Below are 21,362 nucleotides of genomic sequence, written 5' to 3' on the forward strand. Positions count from 1 at the left end.
GCTGTCTTCGGCAGGAGCGGCAGCCGAGCATGGGCTCGGCTCTACAGGGGCGCAATTTCACGTTTTACTGCTTGCCCTTCCCCCGGGTCCGCGCGTTAGAGTGAATGCGCGGCAACCGGGGGGATGCCGCACGTGGCCGCCGCCCTGCGTCGGCCTGCCTCATGCATGCCCCACCGTGGTTTCCGTCGACAGGCAGGTCCGGGAGACTGACGAATGCTGGTAGGCACGTATAACCCGTGGCTGGTGGCGATCTCGCTGCTGGTTGCCGTGATGGCTTCGTACACTGCGCTGGCAATGGCCGGGCGCACGGTCACCGCCCCCGGCAAGGGCGCGGCGTGGTGGTGGCGCCTCGGTGGTGGCTTCGCCATGGGCCTGGGCATCTGGTCGATGCATTTCATCGGCATGCTCGCCTTCGACCTGCCCATTCCGCTCGGCTACGACCTGCCCATCACCCTGCTCTCCCTGGCCCTGGCCATCGCCTCGTCAGTGTTCGCACTGTGGCTGGTCTCGCTGCGCACCCTGCCGCATCCGCGCCTGGCTGGCGGCGCACTCTTGATGGGTACCGGTATCGCCGGCATGCATTACGTTGGCATGGCCGCAATGCGCATGCAGCCGGGCATCGACTACGACCCGGGCTGGCTGCTGTTTTCGCTGATGGTGGCGGTCGCTGCTTCGTGGACGGCCCTGTACGTTGCATTCCGCCTGCGTGCGCAGCGCACCCGTGTCGGCGACCGGCTGGCCGCTGCCGGCCTGCTCGGGCTGGCCATTGTCGGCATGCACTACACCGGCATGGCCGCCGCGCGGTTCCCGGAAGGCAGCATCTGCGGTGCGGCGGTGGGCGATGGACTGCAGAGCGAATGGCTGGCCATGCTGGTGGTGATGCTCACCGTGGCGATCCTGGCCGTGGTGCTGGTGGTGTCCTGGCTGGACCAGCGGGTGGAGGCGCAGCTGCTGCGCCTGCGCAATTCCCTGTTGAGCACCTCGCTCACCGACGCGCAGCAGGAACTGACCCAGGCCGCGCTACACGACCCGCTCACCCGCTTGCCCAACCGCCTGCTGCTGCAGCGTCGGATCGTGCAGGCACTGGCCGAGGCCGAACAGGGCGGCAGCCGTTTCGCGGTGATGTTCATGGACCTGGATGGCTTCAAGCAGGTCAACGATGCCTATGGCCATCAGGCCGGTGATGCACTGCTGGTGGCGGTGGCCGAACGTACGCGCCAGCTGCTGCGCCCCCACGACATGCTGGCCCGTCTGGGCGGGGACGAATTCGTTCTGGTGGTGCGCATCGAGCACGACGAGGACCTTCCGACCCTGGCCCGCCGCATCCTGCAGGCGGTAGGCAGCGGGCCGTTGCTGGCCGACAACGAACTGCAGGTGACCGCCAGCATCGGCGTGGCAATCTGCCCCGACCACGCTGCCAGCGAGCGCCAGCTGATGGCCTTCGCCGACGCAGCGATGTACCAGGCCAAGGAATCCGGACGCAACGCCTTCGTGCTGTTCGCCGACTGGATGAACGACAGTGCCGAGCAGCAGTTCCGGCTGCTGGCCGACCTGCGCCGTGCGATCGGCAGCGAGCAGCTGTTCCTGCACTATCAGCCGAAGATCCGCGTGGCCACGCAGAAGGTGGCCGGTGCCGAAGCACTGATCCGCTGGAAGCACCCGGAGCACGGGCTGATCCCACCGGACCGCTTCATCCGCCTGGCCGAACGCAGCGGCGCGATCAACGAGATCGGTCGCTGGGCACTGGACCAGGCCTGCCAGCAACTGCGGCGCTGGCGCGACGCCGGGCATGAAGGCTGGTCAATGTCGGTGAACCTGTCGCCGGTGCAGTTCAGTTCGCCGCACCTGCTGCAGGATGTGCGTGAAGTGATCGAACGCTATGACATTGCCCCGCGCCACCTGGTGCTGGAGATCACCGAAAGCACGGTCATGCGCGATACCGATACCAGCCTTCGCCTGCTGCAGGCCTTGTCGGCGCTGGGCGTGGGCATCTCCATCGATGATTTCGGAACCGGGTATTCCAGCCTGCTGTACCTGAAGCGGCTGCCGGCCACCGAGATCAAGATCGACCATGCGTTCGTGCGCGACCTGGAACACAGCGCCGAAGACGTGGTGATCGTCTCGGCCATCGTAGCGCTGGGCCACGCGCTGGACATGGACATCGTGGCCGAAGGCGTGGAAACCGCCGCGCAGCGCGCCTACCTGGAGCGCCTGGGCTGCGATTACCTGCAGGGCTACCTGCTGGGCCGGCCGGTGGACGCCGCCCGCTTCATGCAGCTGCACGACCTGCCGCGGCCACGGGTGGAACTGGCCAGCGGCTTCAAAGCGCCCGAAGGTGGGGGTTGATGAACCCACACGGCCGCGCGCCCGGGTCAGCCCGGCGCGAGCGAATCACTCCAGCATGACCGGGTAGGGAGGAGTGAGCCTCGAGTTGTCGGAGACCGCAAAAGCGACTGACTGCAGCTGCTGGCAAAGTGTCGAAAGCAAGGCCACGAACTCAGCATTGGCTGCCTCAGACCATGCTCGCCCGAATCTGAGAGTAAGGTGTATGGAGCTCACCGGGTCTCCATTCAGAGCGGACTCAAGCGAGTAGCGCTCACCATCCAAGAATGCACCTTGGACACATCCGGGGAACACCAGTTCCAATGATGCGATTATGGCTTGGGGACATCCAATATCCAGTACAGCCTCAACATTGGACAGGTCTTTTTCACCGAGGTCTGCCAGCTTCAAAACAACAATGTCAAAGCTCATTGCTGCGGCCTCCCATCCTGCAATCCATTCAGCATCGCCCTTCTCTTCTGCGTGTCTTGCCATCATGCCTCATGTAGTTGCTCTCCTCCCTGTACAGCAGCAGTTGAACGATTCCCACCGTTCGCTACATGGGAATGCGCGCCATTGCATACATCACTGCGAACGCCAGAATGAGCAGGAGCAGGCCCTGCAGCAGATACACCGTGTCGCCGTTCGCGGCTGACGGCTAGCGGCACACTTCTTGCACGCAGCCCGGCATCCCCTGCTGCAGTGCCTGTGATGTCCGAGAACGAATCCGCCGGCGAAAAAACCGAACAACCGACAGAAAAACGCCTGCGCGACGCCCGCGAACAGGGCAACCTGCCGCGCTCGCGCGAACTCGGCACCGCCGCCGTGTTCGGCGCCGGCGTGCTGGCGGTGATGGCGATGAGCGGCTCGATCGGCCGCGGCGCCACGGCCTGGATGAAGCAGGCGCTCAGCCCGGAACAGAGCCTGCGGCAGAACCCGAAGGAACTGTTCGGCCACTTCGGCGACCTGCTGCTTCAGTTCATGCTAGTGATCGCGCCGCTGGTGCTGGTCTGCCTGCTGGCCAGTTTCGTCGCACCTCTGGTGATGGGGGGCCTGCGCTGGTCGCAGAAGGCGTTGCTGCCCGACATCAACCGCATGAACCCGATGAGCGGGCTCAAGCGCCTGTATGGCCCGGAGGCCATCGCCGAGTTCACCAAATCGCTGCTGCGCGTGGCCTTCGTCGGTGTCGCTGCCGGGATGGTGGTCTGCACCGGCTTCGACACCCTGCGCGGGCTGATCCACCACCCGCTGGAGACCGCCATCACCGACGGCCTCGGCTTCACCCTGCGCCTGCTGCTGGCCACCGCCGGTGCGATGCTGGTGCTGGCCGCCATCGACGCGCCGTACCAGCGCTGGAACTGGATGCGCAAGCTGAAGATGACCCGTGAAGAGCTGCGCCGGGAAATGAAGGAAAGCGAGGGCAGCCCCGAGGTGAAGGGCCGCATCCGCCAGCTGCAGCAGCAGATGGCCAACCGCCGGATGATGGAGGCGGTACCCACCGCCGACGTGGTGGTGGTCAACCCCACCCACTACGCGGTGGCCCTGAAGTACGAAGGTGGTGCCATGAACGCCCCGACCGTGGTCGCGCTGGGCGTGGACGAGACCGCCCTGCGCATCCGTGAAGTGGCCGACGGCAACAAGGTGGCGATCGTCTCTGCCCCGCCTTTGGCACGCGCCTTGTATCGGGAAGGCCAACTCGGAAAGGAAATCCCCGTGAGACTGTATTCGGCCGTCGCCCAGGTCCTGTCCTACGTCTACCAGCTGCGCGCCTGGCGCACTGGCCCGATGCCGGACGCCCCGCACATCCAGGTGGATGAATTCGGCAAGGGAGGCCGCCCGTGAGCGCCCAGCCCTCCACCGGTTTCAACACCCGCCGCGCTCTGGAAATGATCCGCCAGGGCCTTGGCGCGCCGCTGATCGTGCTGGCCCTGCTGGCCATGGTTGTGGTCCCGCTGGCCGCACCGGTGCTTGATGCGCTGTTCACCTTCAACATCGCCATCTCGCTGATGGTGCTGCTGGCGGTGGTCTACGTGAAGCGCCCGCTGGACTTCACCATCTTCCCGATCGTGCTGCTGATCACCACCATGCTGCGGCTGGCGCTGAACGTAGCCTCCACCCGCGTCATCCTGCTCAACGGCCAGAACGGCCACGATGCGGCCGGCAAGGTGATCGCCGCCTTCGGCGAATTCGTGATCGGCGGCAACTACGCGGTCGGCATCGTGGTGTTCGCGATCCTCACCATCATCAACTTCGTGGTGATCACCAAGGGCGCCGGCCGCGTCTCGGAAGTGACCGCGCGCTTCATCCTGGACGCGATGCCCGGCAAGCAGATGGCGATCGACGCCGACCTCAACGCTGGTTTGCTGACGCGTGAAGAAGCCAAGCTGCGCCGCGAAGAAGTCCGCGAGGAAGCCGACTTCTACGGTGCGATGGACGGTGCCAGCAAGTTCATCCGCGGCGACGCCATCGCCGGCATCCTGATCCTGTTCATCAACATGCTCGGCGGCCTGGCCGTGGGTGTGCTGCAGCATGGCATGCCCTTCGGTGAAGCCGCTGCCACCTACACCCTGTTGTCGATCGGTGACGGCCTGGTGGCCCAGCTGCCGGCGCTGCTGGTCTCCAGTGCGGTGGCGATGCTGGTCACCCGCGCCTCGCGCTCGCAGGACATGGCCCAGGCCATGACCGGCCAGGTGTTCGGCCAGTACCGGGCGCTGGCGATCACCGCCGGCATCATCGGCCTGGTGGGCCTGGTGCCGGGCATGCCCAACGTCGCTTTCCTGACGCTGGCGTCGATCCTCGGCTTCATTGCCTGGAAGCTGTACCGCAAGACCCAGGCCCCGGCCGCCGATGCCGCCGCAACGGGCAAGGACCCGGCGGCGCTCAGCGCCCTCGGCCGCCCGGCCGCGCCGGCGCCCACCGCCGAACTGAGCTGGGACGAACTGCGCCCGGTCGATCCGCTGGGCCTGGAGGTCGGCTACCGGCTGATTCCGCTGGTGGACAGCAACCAGGGCGGCGAACTGATGGCGCGCATCAAGGGCGTGCGCCGCAAGCTGACCCAGGATGTCGGCTTCCTGATTCCATCGGTACACATCCGCGACAACCTGGAACTGCCCGCCAACGGCTACCGCGTGCTGGTGCACGGCGTGCCGGTGGCCACCGCCGAGATCCACCCCGACCGCGAGCTCGCGCTGGACCCGGGCAGCGCGCTTGGCACGCTGGAAGGCATCGCCGGCAAGGACCCCGCGTTCGGCCTCGATGCCACCTGGATCCAACCGCACCAGCGTGCCCAGGCCGAAACGCTGGGCTACACGGTGGTCGACCCGGCCACCGTGGTCGCCACCCACCTTTCGCACCTGATCCGCGAGCACGCACCTGAGTTGCTCGGCCATGAGGAAGTGCAACACCTGCTGGCCAACCTGGCCAAGAGCGCGCCCAAGCTCGTCGAAGATCTGACGCCGAAGGCGCTGCCGCTGTCGGCGGTGGTGCGCGTGCTGCAGAACCTGCTGGTCGAGCGCATTCCGATCCGCCAGCTGCGCAAGATCGCCGAGGCACTGGTCGAACATGCGCCCAGCAGCCAGGACCCGGCCGTGCTGACCGCCGCCGTGCGCACCGCCCTGGGCCGCTTCATCGTGCAGGAGATCGCCGGAATGTCGGCGGAGCTGCCGGTGTTCACCCTCAACCCGCAATTGGAACGTGTCTTGCAGGAGTCCACGCAGGGCAACGGCGCCGCGCTGGAACCCGGACTCGCTGAGCGACTGCACCAGAGTCTGGCCGAATGTGTCAGCAAGCAGGAAGCCCGCAACGAGCCCGCGGTCGTGCTGGTACCTGGCCCGGTGCGCGCCGCGCTGGCACGCCTGGTCCGCCACAGCGTTCCGTCGCTGTCGGTCCTGGCCTACAGCGAGGTACCGGAGGACAAGCGCCTGAAGCTGGTCGGAACGATCAGCTGACGCCGCCCGCCGACGCGCCAGAAAACAGACACCACCTTCGAACCAACGCAACAGACAGATACCAAGGGGAACCCGCACCGTGCAGACCACCGACCACCCGAGTTCCCCGGCCGCCACTCCGCCGTCTTCGCCTCGTGACCACAGCATGAAAATCAAACGATTCGTCGCCGCCGACATGCGTTCGGCCATGAACCTGGTGCGCAAGGAACATGGTCCTGATGCCGTGATCCTGTCCAACCGCCGGATCGAGGAAGGCATCGAGATCGTCGCCGCCGCCAACTACGATGAAAGCGCCGTGCAGCGTGCGCTGGAAGCCTCGCGCCGCGACGTGGCGCCGCCGCCGGCGCCCAAACCGCGCACCGCCGCCGATGCGGTGATCGCCGCCGTCACCCGCCGTCGCAGCGCCACCCCGGCACCGGAGCCGGTCGCCGCCACCACCTCGGCGGTGGCCGCCCTCGCCCGCGCCGCGGTCGGCGCCACCGGCCGCACCCTGGACAGCGCCGACGAGATCGTGCCGACCCGCGGCAGCACCGGCTTTGCGGCCACCCTCGCGCGTGCCGCCGTCAACGAACCGGCGCTGCCGGAACAGATCTTCGCGCCGTTCGCCGAGGCCATCGTTGCACCGGCCGCCGCCGTGCCGGCCAACCGCGCCCGCTTCCCGATCGATCCGCCGCACGAGGCGCATCACGAAAGCGTGGCGCCGGCCGTGCAGCCGCCGCCGCTGCCGACCGCTGCCGTCGCCGACGCGCAGCCGGCCAGCGCCGCCAGCGAACCGGCGTTGGCCGATGCCATTGTCGAAACCGCGCCGGCCCCCACCCTGGCTCCGGCTCCGGTGCTGACGGTGGTCGCCCAGGACGACGCCGAGATCCGACAGTTGCGCCAGGAAGTGGCCGGCATGCGCCAGGTGATCGAGCGCGAGATGAACCGCTTCACCGACGAGCGCCTGCGCGGCTGCCCGGTGCGCGCCACCGCGTTGGACCTGATGGACGAATATGGCTTCGATGCCGGCCTGGCCCGCGACGTGGCCATGCAGATCCCGCTGGAGACCGAAGCCCATCGTGGCCGCGGCCTGATGCTGGGGCTGATCTCGCGCAAGCTGCCGATCGCCCCGGTCGACCCGCTGGAAGAAGGCGGCGTGATCGCCCTGGTCGGCCCGACCGGCGCCGGCAAGACCACCACCATCGCCAAGCTGGCCTCGCGATTCGCCGAGAAGCACGCGCCGCGTGACGTCGCCCTGGTCACCACCGATACCGCCCGCATCGGCGCCCGCGAGCAGCTGTACGGCTACGGCCGCCAGCTCGGCATCGCGGTGCACGAGGCCAACAGCGGCACCGACCTGGACCAGCTGCTGGAACGCCTGAAGGACTACAAGCTGGTGCTGATCGACACCGCCGGGCTGGGCCCGCGCGACCGCGCGCTGGCCGCCCAGCTGCAGTGGCTGCGTGCCGCCCGCCAGGTGCGCACCCTGCTGGTGCTGCCGGCCAATACCAGCTTCGGCGACATGGACGAGGTGGTCCGCCGCTTCGGCGCCGCCAACCTGCAGGGTCTGGTGCTGAGCAAGCTGGACGAGACCGGCCGCTTCGGCAACGCCCTGTCTGTGGCCGTGGACCATGCCCTGCCGATCACCTGGGTGACCGATGGCCAGGACGTCCCGGAGGACCTGCACCGGGCCAGTGCAGCCAATCTCGTACTTCGCCTTGAAGATTTGCGCCGAGCGGCCGATATGCCCTGCAACCCGGAGTTGAACCATGCCGTCGCGTGAGTACGCCAAGCTGACCAAGACCTTCCCGCTGTCGGCCACCCGCAGCGAGCCGCTCGGCCCTGTGCGCACCATCGCGGTGACCGGCGGCAAGGGCGGCGTGGGCAAGACCAACGTCTCGGCCAACCTGGCTGTGGCGCTGGCGGGCATGGGCAAGCGCACGCTGCTGCTGGACGCCGACCTGGGCCTGGCCAACATCGACGTGATCCTGGGCTTGAACCCCACCTTTACGCTGGCCGACCTGGTGGCCGGCCGCTGCTCGCTGGACGACGTCATCGTCGAAGGCCCGAACGGCGTGCTGGTGGTCCCGGCCGCTTCCGGCCGCCGGCACATGGCCGAGCTGGCCCCGGCCGAGCATGTCGGCCTGGTCAACGTGTTCTCCGAACTGGAACGCGAGCTGGACATCATGGTGGTCGATACCGCCGCCGGCATCACCGACGGCGTGCTGACCTTCTGCCAGGCCGCGCAGGACACCGTGGTGGTGGTCTGTGACGAACCGGCCTCGATCACCGACGCCTACGCACTGATCAAGGTGCTGTCGCGCGAGCGCGGCGTGGACCGCATCCAGGTGGTGGCCAACATGGTGCGCGACCCCAACGAGGGCCGCGTGCTGTACGAAAAGCTGACCCGCGTGTGCGAGAAGTTCCTCGCCGATGTCTCGCTGAACTACCTGGGCTGCGTGCCGCAGGACGACTGGCTGCGCCTGTCGGTGCAGCGCCAGCAACCGGTGGTGAAGGCCTACCCGTCCAGCCCGGCCGCGCTGGCGATCACCGAGATCGCGCGCCGCACCGCACGCTGGCAGGCGCCGACCGAACCGCGTGGCGGCGTCGAGTTCTTCCTCGAGCGCATTCTCAAGCAGCGCGGGGTGGCCGCATGAAAGGCGCAGCCCAGTACCGGGAGGTCCAGCGCTCGGCGGCCAACGAGGTCATCTCCCAGCACTCGGACCTGGTGCGGCGCATCGCCCACCACCTGGCCGCACGCCTGCCGGCGAGCGTGGAGGTGGACGACCTGATCCAGGCCGGCATGATGGGGCTGATCGAAGCGTCGCGCAGCTACGACGCCGACCAGGGCGCCTCGTTCGAGACCTACGCCTCGATCCGCATCCGCGGTTCGATGATCGACGAGATCCGCCGTGGCGACTGGGTGCCGCGCTCGGTGCATCGCCGCGCACGCGACGCCGCTGCCACCATCCGCCGCCTGGAACAGAGCACCGGCCGTGCCGCCAGCGCCACCGAAGTGGCCGCCGCGATGGAGATGCCGCTGCCCGAATACCTGCGGCTGATGGAAGACGCCGCGCGTGGCCAGGTGCTGAGCCTGGAGTCACGCATCGAGGACCAGGGCGAGCTGGATACCGTCGCCCAGGGCGGCCCGACGCCGCAGCAGGTGCTGGAGCGCGGCGAGTTCGGCCGCGAGCTGGGCAAGGCCATCGGCCACCTGCCCGAGCGCGAACAGCTGGTGCTCTCGCTCTATTACGAGCAGGAACTGAACCTGAAGGAGATCGGCGCGGTGCTCGGCGTGAGCGAGTCGCGGGTCTGCCAGATACACGGCCAGGCCGTGCTGCGCCTGCGTGGACGATTGAAGATTTTCGAGGCGGCCGACGCCGGCCTGGAAGAGTGAACATGCCCGAGGCGGCTGCCCCCGGCCACCCGGAATGAACAACAAAGGAACTCTGCTTTGAACAAGAACATGCGCATCCTGATCGTCGACGACTTCTCGACCATGCGTCGCATCGTCAAGAACCTGCTGGGCGATCTTGGCTTCACCAATACCGCCGAAGCCGAGGACGGGCATGCCGCGCTGTCGCTGCTGCAGAGCCAGTCGTTCGATTTCGTCGTCACCGACTGGAACATGCCGGTGATGACCGGCATCGAGCTGCTCAAGGCGATCCGCGCCGATGCCAAGCTGAAGACCCTGCCAGTGCTGATGGTCACTGCCGAAGCCAAGCGCGAACAGATCATCGAAGCCGCCCAGAACGGCGTGAACGGCTACATCATCAAGCCCTTCACCGCGCAGACGCTGGAAGAAAAGCTCGGCAAGATCTTTGAACGCCTGGCGGCCAGCGCCTGATGGATACCACGGTCGACAAGAACGCCCTCGCCCTGCGCCTGCAGGAAGCCCTGGACGCACTGGAGTCCGGTGACGAAGCTGCCTGGCGGCAACGCATCGACGGACTGGTCGCGCTGCGCACGCAGCCGATGATGAGCGGCCTGTCGCGGCTGGCCCGCGAGCTGGGACAGGCGCTGGGTGAACTACCGACCGTGCCCAGCGAGGCCGGTGAGCTGGATGACGCCTGCGCGCGCCTGGACCACGTGGTGGCGATGACCGAACAGGCCACCCACCGTACCCTGGACCTGGCCGAGGAATGCCGCAGCCTGACCGAACAGCTGCGTGCCGAAGGCCTGCAGCCAGGCCAGGACGCGCAGCTCGAGCGCATCCGCCACAACCTGACCGAGATGGCCCTGACCCAGAGCTACCAGGACCTGACCGGGCAGATCATCCGCCGCGTGGTCGGCATTGTCCGCCGCGTCCACGAAGGCTTCGGCGCACTCGGCCTGCCGCCGGAACAGCATCGCACCGACCCGGCACTGGCCGGGCCGGCACTGAAGGGACTGGACCGCCACGCGGTCTCGCAGAACGACGCCGACGACCTGTTGTCGGATCTGGGGCTGTAAGCATGAGCGCGGTATCCGACGACATCACTGCCGATTTCATCATCGAGGCGCAGGAGATCCTGGACCGCCTCGGCGAACAGCTGGTGTCGCTGGAGCAGGCACCGCAGGACAGCGACCAGCTCAATGCGGTGTTCCGCGGCTACCACACGCTCAAGGGCGGCGCCGGCTTCCTCGGCGTCACTGCCATGGTCGAGCTGTGCCACGCCGCTGAGGAGGCGCTGGGCGCGGCGCGCGCCGGCCAGGCCGTGCTGCAGGCCCACCACTTCGACGCGGCCCAGCAATCACTGGATTACCTGCAGTCGATGCTGGACGCCGTGTCGTCCGGCACCGAGCCGGGCTATGCGCCGCCGGACCTGATCGCCCAGTTCGACGTGCACGGGGGTGCCGTGGCTGCGCCCGCCGCCGCAGCAGCACCCGCCGCGGGGGGCAGCGACCTGATCACCGACGACGAATTCGAGGCGCTGCTCGACCAGCTGCACGGTGGCAATGCTCCGACTGCGATCGCGCCGGCAAAAAAAGCCGACGACGGCCTGATCAGCGAGGACGAGTTCGAAGCCCTGCTCGACCAGTTGCACGGTGGCGCCGCACCGGGTGCCAAGCCTGCTGCAGTCCTGGCACCGGCGCCGGCGCCCGCGCCGCGCCCGGTCGCTGCACCGGCACCCGTGGCCAAGCCGGCGGCCAAGCCGCTGGCCGAGGCCGAACACACGGTGCGCGTTGATACCAAACGCCTGGACGCGATCGTCAACCTGATCGGCGAACTGGTGCTGTCGCGCAATCGGCTCAAGACCCTGCGTGCACGCCTGCGCGATGAAGAGCTGGACCGCGCCGTGTCGACGCTGGATATCGCCACCGCGCGCCTGCAATCGGCGGTGATGCGCACCCGCATGCAGCCGGTGGGCAAGGTGTTCTCGCGGTTCCCCAAGGTCGCCCGCGACGTTGCCCGCTCGCTGAAGAAGGAAGTGGACCTGGAGCTGATCGGTGCCGAGACCGAGCTCGACCGCAACCTGGTCGAGGCCCTGGCCGACCCGCTGGTGCACCTGGTCCGCAACGCCATCGACCATGGCGTGGAAATGCCCGACCTGCGCGAAGCACAAGGCAAGCCGCGGATGGGCCATGTACGCCTGTCGGCGCAGCAGGAAGGCGACTACGTCAGCATCGAGGTGCAGGACGATGGCGCCGGCATCGACCCGGAGAAGCTGCGCGCGAAGGCGCGTGAGAAAGGCCTGATCGATCCAGAAGCCGCTGCCCGCCTGAGCAGCGAGGAGTGCCTGCACCTGGTGTTCCTGCCGGGCTTCTCGACCAAGCAGCAGGTCACCGATATCTCCGGCCGTGGCGTCGGCATGGACGTGGTGCAGTCGCGCATCCGCGAACTGAGCGGCCAGATCCAGATCCAGTCGGAACTGGGTCGTGGCAGCCGCTTCCTGATCCGCGTGCCGCTCACCCTGGCGATCCTGCCGACCCTGCTGGTGCAGGCCGGCGAGGACGTCTACGCACTACCCCTGGCACGCGTGATGGAAGTGCTGCACGCGCCGCGCACCTCGCTGGGCTGGTTCGATGGCCGCGCCGTGCTTGATCGCCGCTCGCACACCCTGCCGCTGGTCGACCTGCGCCAGTGGCTGGATGTGACACCGGCCGCGTCAACCCTGCTGACCATCGTGGTGCTGCAGGCCGGCGAAGCCCGCTTCGGGCTGGTCGTGGACCAGGTGCGCGGGCGTGAGGAAGTGGTCATCAAGCCACTGCCGAAGGCCCTGCGAGGCCTGCGCGGTTATGCCGGTGCAACCTTGATCGGCGATGGTCGCATGGCCCTGATCCTGGACGTGGACGGGCTGCGTTGAACCCCGCCAGGGCCATGCCCGGCAACCCGAAAAACTGTGACTACCGTCTGTACGCGATCTACCGGTGTCTCAAGTCCCATTCATACACGCCGATACCGGAACCATGGATAGACTCAGCCTCATTGGACTCTTTCTCGCCCTGGCCTCGCTGGTCGGTGGCAGCATCCTCAAGGGCGCCGGCCTGGCGTCGTTGTGGTCGCCTGCGGCGTTCGTGATCGTCATCGTCGGCACCGTCGCCGCGATCCTGCTGCATACCTCACCGGCGGTGTTCAAGCATGCGTTCAAGATCGTGCGCTGGGTCGTGCGCCCGCCACACAGTGATCGCCGCGAACTGATCCAGCAGATCGTCGAGTGGAGCAACATCGCCCGCCGCCAGGGCCTGCTGGGCCTGGAATCGCAGGTGGAAGCGCAGCAGGACCCGTTCCTGCGCAAGGGCCTGCAGCTGCTGGTGGACGGCGTCGAGCCCGAATCGATGCGGCACATGCTGGAAATCGAACTGGGCAGCCAGGAACACCAGGACCAGGCCGGCGCCAAGGTCTTCGAAGCGATGGGCATCTACGCACCGACACTCGGCATCATCGGTGCCGTGCTCGGCCTGATCGCGGTGATGAAGAACCTGGCCGACCCGAGCAAACTCGGCCACGGCATCGCCGCCGCGTTCACCGCCACCATCTACGGCATCGCCTCGGCCAATCTGCTGTTCCTGCCGGTGGCTGCCAAGCTCAAGAGTGTGATCTCGCACAACACCCGCGACCGCGAAATGGTCATTGAAGGCCTGATTTCGATCGCCCAGGGCGAGAACCCGCGCAACATCGAAACCAACCTTTCCGGCTTCCTGCACTGACATGGCCCGCCGCAAGCACCACGAAGAGCACGCCAACCATGAAGCATGGGCGATCCCCTATGCCGACCTGATGACGCTGCTGCTCGCCTTCTTCGTGGTCATGTACGCGATCTCCTCGGTCAACGAGGGCAAGTACCGGATCATGGCCGACGCGCTCACCGATGCCTTCGGTGGCGCACCGCGCACCATCAACCCGGTGCAGGTGGGGAACAAGCAGGTGCAGGGTGGCGGCTGGGACAGCCCTTCGGTGATCAAGTCCGGCACCAAGATCGGCCCCTCCGCGCCGGCGCCGTCGCACGACCCGACCCTGCTGCCGTCGATGGCCTCGCAGATGCGCATGCCGGTCTCCGTGCACAACCAGGAACAGATCGCCCGTGCCGAGCGCCAGCTCAACAGCATCGCCGACCGCCTCACCGCTGCATTGGCGCCGCTGATCGACCGCGGCATGATCAGCGTGCGCCGCACCGAGTTGTGGATTGAAGTGGAGATCAACAGCGACATCCTGTTCCCCACCGGCTCGGCCGCGCTGGACGTGCATGCACGGCAGACGCTGGCCAGCCTGGCCGAGGTGCTGCGTGACGTGCCCAACAGCGTGCGCGTGGAAGGCCATACCGACAACGTGCCGATCGCCACCGCCACCTTCCCTTCGAACTGGGAACTGTCGGCCGGACGCGCCGCCAGCGTGGTGCACCTGTTCGCCGACCAGGGCGTGCAGCCGTCGCGGCTGGCGATGGTCGGCTATGGCCAGTTCCGTCCGCGCGAAGAGAACGACAGCGCGCAGGGGCGCAACCGCAACCGCCGGGTGATGGTCATCATCCTGGCCGACACCTCGCATTCGGTGGATCCGCTCGGCCAGCGCCTCAATGCGGCCACCGGCGCCGTCGACGACAGCACCACCGAACAGGCCGCCGCAACTCCGGCCAGCGCCCCCACCTCCCCCATCGCACCGGTGAAGTTGCCGCCGGTGCCGGCTGGCAGCCGCGTCGGCGCCGCCGCTCCCCCGGCAATGAAGGAGTAAACCGATGCGCATCTGGGCAATCGCCAACCAGAAGGGCGGAGTCGGCAAGACCACCACCACCCTCGCCCTCGGCCGCGGCCTGGCCGCGCTGGGCCATCGCGTGCTGCTGATCGATCTCGATCCGCACGCCTCGCTCAGCCGCGCCTTCGGCGTACCGGTGGATCCGCCGCCGGCCGGCGTGCTGGAACTGTTCGGCGCTCCGCCGGCCGATCTTTCCAGCCTGTGCCATGCCAGCAGCATCCAAGGCCTGGACTATGTCTGCGCGCAGTCGGCGCTGGCCACGCTGGAGCGCCGCAGCGCCAACCAGCCCGGCCTCGGCCTGGCCCTGCAGAACGCACTGGCGCGCCACCAGGGCCAGCACGACTACATCCTGCTGGACTGTGCCCCCACCCTTGGCCTGTTGATGATCAACGCGCTGGCCGCTGCCGACCGCCTGATCATCCCCACCCAGGCCGAGCCGCTGGCCCTGCATGGTCTGGACGGCATGGTCCGCACCGGCGAGATGGTCGAGCGCTCTCGCCGCCGCCCGCTGCCGATCTCGATCCTGCCGACCCTGTTCGACCGCCGCACCCGCGCCGGCAACGAGTCGCTGCGCACCATGCAGGATCGTCATGGCACCCGCGTGTGGGAAGACGCCATTCCGATCGACACCCGCATCAGCAATGCCGCAGGCCTGACCCTGCCCAGCGTTGGTGAGGAGTACCCGGGCCGCGGCCTGGCCGCCTATCGCCGCGCACTGAACTGGATCCTCGGTGAGGATGCCCGCGCCCTGGAGCAGGCCGCATGAACAGCACCGGCGTACTGGACGACTATCTGGACGAACTGCTGGGCGAAGCGATCGCTCCGGCGGCCGTCGTGCTTCCAACGCCGGACAGCGTCGCCCCGGCCCCGGCCAGCATATCGCAACCGGAACATGAGCCGACCTGGGATGACCTGCCGGCCGAGGTGATCTACGAAACCGACACCGTCGCCGCGGCGCCTGCCGCGGACAACGCCGCGCTCGAAGCCGCCTTCGAGGCCGCCGCAACGGCCGGGCGCGAACCCACCTGGGACGATCTGCCTGCCGAGGTGATCTACGAAACGGAGACTGTTGCCGTTGCACCGGCAGAGGACGACGCAGCACTGGAGGCCGCCTTCGAGGCCGCCGCAATGCCGGTCGCCGCTCCCGAGCGGGAACCGACCTGGGATGATCTGCCTGACGAGGTGATCCACGAGACGGCCCCGGCCAAGGCCGGCCCGGAGCCCACCTGGGACGACCTGCCCGACGAAGTGATCTACGAGACCGACGCGGCCGACAGCCATCACCTCGCCCACACTGACAGCCCCGGCCTGCAGGCTGCGTTCGAGGCCGCTGCCGGCGGCGCGGATGTCCCCACGCCGCCCCCGGCCGTGGTAGCGCCCCCGGCGCCGCGCCCTGCACCCGCGCCTGCCCCGGCTGCGCCCGCTGCCGTCGCGCCGCCGCCCCGCGTTGCCGTGGATGCCCCGGCCACCAACCGTCCCGGCACCTGGCAGGAACTGCAGGCACAGGCTCTCCAGCCCGCCAGCAGCCCGCATCCGCAGAACCGCCGCGCCGGCGAGCGCACCTCGCGCTGGCTGCGCCTGCGTTGCGGCACCCAGGCTTATGCGCTGGAACTGCTGAAGGTGCAGGAAGTGGTGCTGCCAGTTCCCCTGCTGCCATTGCGCGGCACCGCACCAGCGATGCTCGGCATCATGAACCTTCGGGGCCAGGTGGTACCGGTGATGGATCTCGGCCTGCACCTGGGTGCGGCCGCTGCCGAAGACGATTCGCAGACCCGCATCGTGGTGCTGGAGGAAGACGGCGAAACCATCGGCCTGCGCGTGTCGGCGGTGGAAGATGTCGCCAACCTTACCGACTCGCAGATCGAGCCGCCTGATACCGCGCGCATCTGCCAGATTTCCAACGACCTGTTCCGTGGCGTCGCCCGGGTCAGCCAGCGTCCGATGATCCTGCTCGACGCCACACGGCTGTTGAGTTGAGTCGGCGCTTTGCGCCGACGCGGTGCCTGTCGGGGACTGCAGGTGCCGATGCGCAGCATTGGCATCTCCCGTCCCCGAACAACACCGCATCGGCGCACCGCGTCGATTCCCCTAAAGAACCCTGCCGGGGTGCCGTTATGGATCACGGAACCGTTTGTCCGGAGCAACGATGAGCACTGTCGAACTGGGTGGGGATCTCGGCATCGAGAGCAGCACCGAGCTCAAGAACCGCCTCGCCCCGCTGGTGGCGCAGGCAGGCGAGCTGACCCTGGATGCAAGCCAGGTCGCCCGCATCCACACGGCCGCCGTGCAGGTGCTGTGTGCATTCGTGCAGGCCCGCCGCGAGGCAGGCCTGGGCACCGGCTTCCACGGTTGCACCGCAACCTTCCGTGACGCCGCGCGCCTGCTGGGCGTCACCCAGGCCCTGGGCCTGGACGCAACCCATGACAACCTGAAATCTGTGGAGAACGCTGCATGAGCGCACGTATCTTGGTGGTGGACGATTCGGCGTCGATGCGCCAGATGGTTTCCTTCGCCCTCACCTCGGCCGGTTTTGCCGTCGAAGAAGCCGAAGACGGCGCGGTCGCGCTCGGTCGCGCCAAGGGCCAGCGCTTCAATGCGGTGGTCACCGACGTCAACATGCCGAACATGGACGGCATCGCGCTGATCCGCGAACTGCGCCAGCTGCCGGACTACAAGTTCACCCCGCTGCTGATGCTGACCACCGAATCGGCTGCCGACAAGAAGTCCGAAGGCAAGGCCGCCGGTGCCACCGGCTGGCTAGTCAAGCCGTTCAATCCGGAACAGCTGGTCGCCACCGTGCAGAAAGTGCTGGGCTGATCGCCCCGCACCGCTCCCCTTCTTCGCTTCCGGACCGCCACTGCCATGAGCATGGACCTGCAACGCTTCCACGCCACCTTCTTCGAGGAGAGCCGCGAAGGCCTCGACGCGATGGAGGCTGGCCTGCTGGCCCTGGAATCGGGGCAGCAGGACGCGGAGATCATCAATTCGGTGTTCCGCGCCGCCCATTCGATCAAGGGCGGCGCCGGCACCTTCGGCTTCGATGCCATCGCCGGCCTGACCCACGTGCTGGAAACGCTGCTCGATGAGCTGCGTGCCGGCAAGCGGGCGCTGGAAGGCCATGCCGTCGACGCCATGCTGTCTTCGGTGGACGTGCTTCGCGCCCTGCTGCGCGAAGCCGAACACGGCCAGGCTGCCGACCCCGCCGCTGTCGCCGCAGTGAAGGCGCGCCTGGAAGCCGTTCTCTCCGGCCAGGCCGCATCGAGCGCTCCGGTCGTGGCAGCGGCCAAGGTGGACGATACCCCCGAAGCCTGGCAGATTGGTTTCACTCCAGCGCCGTCGCTGTTCATGAGTGGCAACGATCCGCTGCGCATCATCCGCGAACTGGAACACCTCGGTTCGCTGCAGGTCGCCGCGCGCATGGAACGCCTGCCCGGCTTCGCCCAGCTCGACCCGCTGGAGGCCCACCTGGCGTGGGATCTGGGCCTGGTCGGCAAGGTGCCGCGCAGCAAGATCGAAGACACCTTCGCCTGGGTGTTGGACGACTGCGAACTGGACATCCGTCCGGCCGCGCCGCCAAGCCTGGCCACCCAGGCCCCGGCCGCAGCGGCCCCCGCTCCGGTGGCAGCGGCGCCGTCGGCACCTGCCGCGCCTGCCGCCAGCGGTGGTGCCAGCCAGGAGGCGGAAACCTCGATCCGCGTCAGCGTCGACAAGGTCGATGCGCTGATCAACCTGGTCGGCGAACTGGTCATCACCCAGGCCATGCTCAAGCAGGTCTCGCACGCGCTGGACCCGGTCCACGCCGAGAGCCTGTTCGCCGGCCTGGACCAGCTTGAACGCAACACACGCGACCTGCAGGAAGCGGTGATCGGCGTGCGCATGCTGCCCGTCGATGCGGTGTTCCGCCGCTTCCCGCGCCTGGTCCGGGACCTGTCCAGCCGCCTCGGCAAGCAGGTGCGCCTGCGCACCGTCGGCGAAGGCACCGAACTGGACAAGGGCCTGATCGAGAAGATCGCCGATCCGCTGGTGCATCTGGTACGCAACTCGATCGACCACGGCTTGGAAATGCCCGACGTCCGCCGCGGTGCGGGCAAGGACGAGACCGGCACGATCACGCTGGCAGCCTCGCATCAAGGCGGCCATATCGTCATCGAAGTCAGCGACGATGGCCGTGGCCTGGACCGCGCCAAGATCCTGGCCAAGGCTCACGAACGCGGCCTGGCCGTGCCGGACAACCCGACCGATTCGCAGGTCTGGGACCTGATCTTCCAGCCAGGCTTCTCCACGGCCGATGCGGTCACCGACCTGTCCGGGCGTGGTGTCGGCATGGACGTGGTCCGCCGCAACATCCAGGCACTGGGCGGCGAGGTGCAGATCGAAAGCAGCCTCGGTACCGGCACCCGCACGCTGATCCGCCTGCCGCTGACCCTGGCCATCCTCGATGGCATGACCGTAGCAGTGGCCGGCGAAACCCTGATCCTGCCCCTGGCGTACGTGCTGGAGGCCCTGCAGCCGCAGGCCGAGGACATCCGCAGCATGGCCGGCGAGGGCCGCGTGCTGCGCGTGCGTGGCGAGTACCTGCCGATCCTCTCGCTGAGCGAGTACTACGGCTACGGCAACCGCGCACCCGGCAGCGAATCGCTGGTGGTGGTGGTCGAAGGTGATGGCCAGAAGATCGCGCTGGAGGTGGACGAACTGGTCGGCCAGCAGCAGGTCGTGGTGAAGAACATCGAGAACAACTACCGCCGCATCGGCGGAGTATCCGGCGCCACCATCCTCGGCGACGGCCGGGTCGCGCTGATCGTCGACATCGGTGGGTTGGTGCGCTCGCTGCGGATGCCGCAGGCGGCCTGATCCACGCTGCATGCGAACCATGGACCGCCGCCCCTCGGGGCGGCGGTTTTCGTTTGTGTTCGCCCTGCCAGGGGGGTCAGATTCCCTTCCGCAGGAACGGAATATGACTGCGGGACGGCACCCCGAAACCACATCGTGAACTCCGTCGGCACGATAGTTGCTGTCGCAACCACTTCATCCAATCGAAAACCGCGTCGCTGCAACGCTTCCGCGCTGCCCTCCCTACGCATCCGAATGTGATCTGCGTCCATAAAGTCCATCGAGACTGCGCCGCTATTTCGCATTGACGGCCGTCACCGAACCCCACCGGGAACCACCGTTCGCTCTGCAACCACCCCCAAACCGGCGCACAGACGCCGGCACTCTGCCCACCTGGAGCACCCTGCATGAAGTGGTTCCAAGATCTGCCCATCGCCCGCAAGCTGGCTGTGGGGTTCACCCTCACCACGTTGATGACCCTGATCCTCGGCGCGTTCGCCCTGCTGCGACTGAGCGAAGCCAACGCGCAGCTACGCGACATGGCTGGCAACGATATCCCCTCGGTCCAGCACCTGGGCGAGGCGCGCTCGCAGCTCGGGGAGTTCCGCACCTACGAACTGGCCCAGCTGAGCATGCTCGACCAGCCGGAAAAGGTGGCCGACTACAACAAGCGCATGGACGACACCGCCAAGGCCGTACATGACGAACTGGCGGCGTACGCGGCGCTGCCGGCGCTGGACAAGGAGCGTGAACTGTATCGCGCAGCCAGCGCGCAACTGGATCGCTATTTCGCCGCCAACAAGGCGATGCGCGACGCCGTGACCGCCGGTGACGGCGTCCTGGCGCGGCAGATCTCCGACGAGCAGTCACGCCCGGCGCGCCGCGACCTGTTCGCTGCGATGAAGGCACTGGGCGCCCATATCGCCGGGCAGATGGACGGCAAGATCGCCGACGCCAACGCCACCCATCGCAACAGCATGATCGCCATCATCGGCTGCATCATCCTGCTGTCGCTGGTGGCCGCCGCGCTGGCCATCGTCATCTCGCGCGCGGTCACCGGCCCGCTGGGCAAGGCCGTGCATGCCATCCAGGCGGTCGCCCGCGGCGATCTCAGCGTCAGCACCCAGGCCACCAGCAGGGACGAAGCCGGCAGGATGCTTACGGCCACGGCCGAAATGACCGCAATGCTGCGCCGTTTCAGCGAGCAGACGCAGCTGATGGCACAGATGCATGCCGGCCCGGACATCAGCCACCGTATTCCGGAAGACTTCCCGGGCGTCTACGGCCAGCTGGCCAGCGGCATCAACACGGTGATCTTCGAACACCTCGATGCGATCGTCGATGCCATTGAAGTGCTCAACCAGTACGCCATCGGCAACCTTGCTCCGGACGCCCGCCGCCTGCCAGGCAGCCGCGCGATCCTGCACGAATCGATGGACGCCGCCAAGGCCAGCCTGCTGGCCATCAATACGCAGATCCAGCACCTGGCCTCGGCCGCCGCTGCGGGCGACTTCAGCCAGCGCGGTGACGCGCAGCGCTTCGATCACGATTTCCGCGTGATGATCGAGCAGCTCAACAGCATGATGCAGGTGGCCGACGGCAACCTCGGCCAGCTCTCGCAGCTGCTGCAATCGATCGCAGCCGGCGATCTGACCGCGCGCATGGACGGCCAGTTCAACGGCGTGTTCGCGCGCATGCGTGACGATGCCAATACCACGGTTACGCAGCTGACCCAGATCGTGAGCCAGATCCAGGCCAGCGCTTCGAGCATCACGCTTGCCGCCGGCGAGATCGCCTCGGGCAACAGCGACCTGTCGCGCCGTACCGAGCAGCAGGCCGCCAACCTGGAGGAAACCGCCGCCTCGATGGAGGAACTGACCTCCACCGTGCGCCAGAACGCCGAACACGCCCGCCAGGCCAACCAGCTCGCCATCGGCGCCCATGGCGTCGCCTCGCAGGGCGGCGAGGTGGTCGGCCAGGTGGTTACCACCATGTCGGCCATCGAAGCCTCGTCGAAGAAAATCGCCGAGATCATCAGCGTCATCGACGGCATCGCGTTCCAGACCAACATCCTGGCACTGAACGCCGCGGTGGAAGCCGCCCGTGCCGGCGAA

General features: G+C 67.6%; 18 protein-coding genes. 17 read left to right on the forward strand and 1 reads right to left on the reverse strand.

The features are described 5' to 3' along the window. Positions 1-213: 213 nt before the first annotated feature. Positions 214-2,346: a putative bifunctional diguanylate cyclase/phosphodiesterase gene (locus AC5P8C_RS19690; protein ID WP_159360105.1), complete on the forward strand. Its 2,133-nt coding sequence runs from the start codon at positions 214-216 to the stop codon at positions 2,344-2,346. A 45-nt stretch (positions 2,347-2,391) separates the two neighbouring features. Here AC5P8C_RS19690 and AC5P8C_RS19695 read toward each other — a convergent pair whose 3' ends face one another. Next, positions 2,392-2,817, reverse strand: a complete 426-nt coding sequence (locus AC5P8C_RS19695; RefSeq protein WP_236565188.1) for a hypothetical protein — start codon at positions 2,815-2,817, stop codon at positions 2,392-2,394. A 216-nt stretch (positions 2,818-3,033) separates the two neighbouring features. Here AC5P8C_RS19695 and flhB point away from each other — a divergent pair, with 216 nt between their 5' ends. The 16 genes from flhB to AC5P8C_RS19775 form a co-directional block, all read left to right on the forward strand. Further along, on the forward strand, positions 3,034-4,164 hold the full coding sequence (gene flhB / locus AC5P8C_RS19700; RefSeq protein WP_191851291.1) for a flagellar biosynthesis protein FlhB: 1,131 nt from the start codon (positions 3,034-3,036) through the stop codon (positions 4,162-4,164). 44 nt (positions 4,165-4,208) lie between these two features. Then, on the forward strand, positions 4,209-6,269 hold the full coding sequence (flhA, locus tag AC5P8C_RS19705; protein ID WP_180832666.1) for a flagellar biosynthesis protein FlhA: 2,061 nt from the start codon (positions 4,209-4,211) through the stop codon (positions 6,267-6,269). A gap of 145 nt (positions 6,270-6,414) precedes the next feature. Next, positions 6,415-8,031, forward strand: a complete 1,617-nt coding sequence (flhF, locus tag AC5P8C_RS19710) for a flagellar biosynthesis GTPase FlhF (RefSeq protein WP_026346972.1) — start codon at positions 6,415-6,417, stop codon at positions 8,029-8,031. Continuing rightward, the gene (locus tag AC5P8C_RS19715; RefSeq protein ID WP_005409532.1) at positions 8,018-8,905 is read left to right on the forward strand and encodes a MinD/ParA family ATP-binding protein; all 888 of its coding nucleotides are present in this window, start codon (positions 8,018-8,020) and stop codon (positions 8,903-8,905) included. The genes flhF and AC5P8C_RS19715 overlap by 14 nt, the downstream gene beginning before the upstream one ends. Further along, on the forward strand, positions 8,902-9,645 hold the full coding sequence (locus AC5P8C_RS19720) for an RNA polymerase sigma factor FliA (protein ID WP_019659593.1): 744 nt from the start codon (positions 8,902-8,904) through the stop codon (positions 9,643-9,645). The genes AC5P8C_RS19715 and AC5P8C_RS19720 overlap by 4 nt, the downstream gene beginning before the upstream one ends. Positions 9,646-9,702: 57 nt before the next feature. Further along, entirely contained in the window at positions 9,703-10,095 is a 393-nt protein-coding gene (gene cheY / locus AC5P8C_RS19725; RefSeq protein WP_019659592.1) for a chemotaxis response regulator CheY, read from the forward strand. After that, positions 10,095-10,700 carry a protein phosphatase CheZ gene (locus AC5P8C_RS19730; protein ID WP_495219278.1) on the forward strand — a complete coding sequence of 202 codons (606 nt, stop codon included), beginning with the start codon at positions 10,095-10,097 and terminating at the stop codon, positions 10,698-10,700. The genes cheY and AC5P8C_RS19730 overlap by 1 nt, the downstream gene beginning before the upstream one ends. Positions 10,701-10,702: 2 nt before the next feature. Next, on the forward strand, positions 10,703-12,535 hold the full coding sequence (locus tag AC5P8C_RS19735; RefSeq protein ID WP_026346971.1) for a chemotaxis protein CheA: 1,833 nt from the start codon (positions 10,703-10,705) through the stop codon (positions 12,533-12,535). 103 nt (positions 12,536-12,638) lie between these two features. Then, a complete protein-coding gene (locus tag AC5P8C_RS19740; RefSeq protein WP_010482457.1) occupies positions 12,639-13,379 on the forward strand; it encodes a flagellar motor protein in 741 nt (246 codons plus the stop codon). A gap of 1 nt (position 13,380) precedes the next feature. Further along, on the forward strand, positions 13,381-14,397 hold the full coding sequence (motD, locus tag AC5P8C_RS19745; protein WP_495219280.1) for a flagellar motor protein MotD: 1,017 nt from the start codon (positions 13,381-13,383) through the stop codon (positions 14,395-14,397). A gap of 4 nt (positions 14,398-14,401) precedes the next feature. Continuing rightward, the gene (locus AC5P8C_RS19750; protein ID WP_019659589.1) at positions 14,402-15,184 is read left to right on the forward strand and encodes a ParA family protein; all 783 of its coding nucleotides are present in this window, start codon (positions 14,402-14,404) and stop codon (positions 15,182-15,184) included. Then, positions 15,181-16,395, forward strand: a complete 1,215-nt coding sequence (locus tag AC5P8C_RS19755; RefSeq protein WP_019659588.1) for a chemotaxis protein CheW — start codon at positions 15,181-15,183, stop codon at positions 16,393-16,395. The genes AC5P8C_RS19750 and AC5P8C_RS19755 overlap by 4 nt, the downstream gene beginning before the upstream one ends. 169 nt (positions 16,396-16,564) lie before the next feature. After that, entirely contained in the window at positions 16,565-16,873 is a 309-nt protein-coding gene (locus tag AC5P8C_RS19760; RefSeq protein ID WP_019659587.1) for an STAS domain-containing protein, read from the forward strand. After that, positions 16,870-17,235 carry a response regulator gene (locus tag AC5P8C_RS19765; RefSeq protein WP_005409521.1) on the forward strand — a complete coding sequence of 122 codons (366 nt, stop codon included), beginning with the start codon at positions 16,870-16,872 and terminating at the stop codon, positions 17,233-17,235. Before AC5P8C_RS19760 ends, AC5P8C_RS19765 begins: the two co-directional genes overlap by 4 nt. A 45-nt stretch (positions 17,236-17,280) precedes the next feature. After that, the gene (locus AC5P8C_RS19770) at positions 17,281-19,269 is read left to right on the forward strand and encodes a chemotaxis protein CheA (RefSeq protein WP_019659586.1); all 1,989 of its coding nucleotides are present in this window, start codon (positions 17,281-17,283) and stop codon (positions 19,267-19,269) included. A gap of 386 nt (positions 19,270-19,655) precedes the next feature. Continuing rightward, on the forward strand, positions 19,656-21,362 hold a 1,707-nt coding region (locus AC5P8C_RS19775), incomplete at its 3' end, for a HAMP domain-containing methyl-accepting chemotaxis protein (RefSeq protein ID WP_495219282.1).

The organism is Stenotrophomonas sp. YJH_SMC_46 (assembly GCF_059370315.1).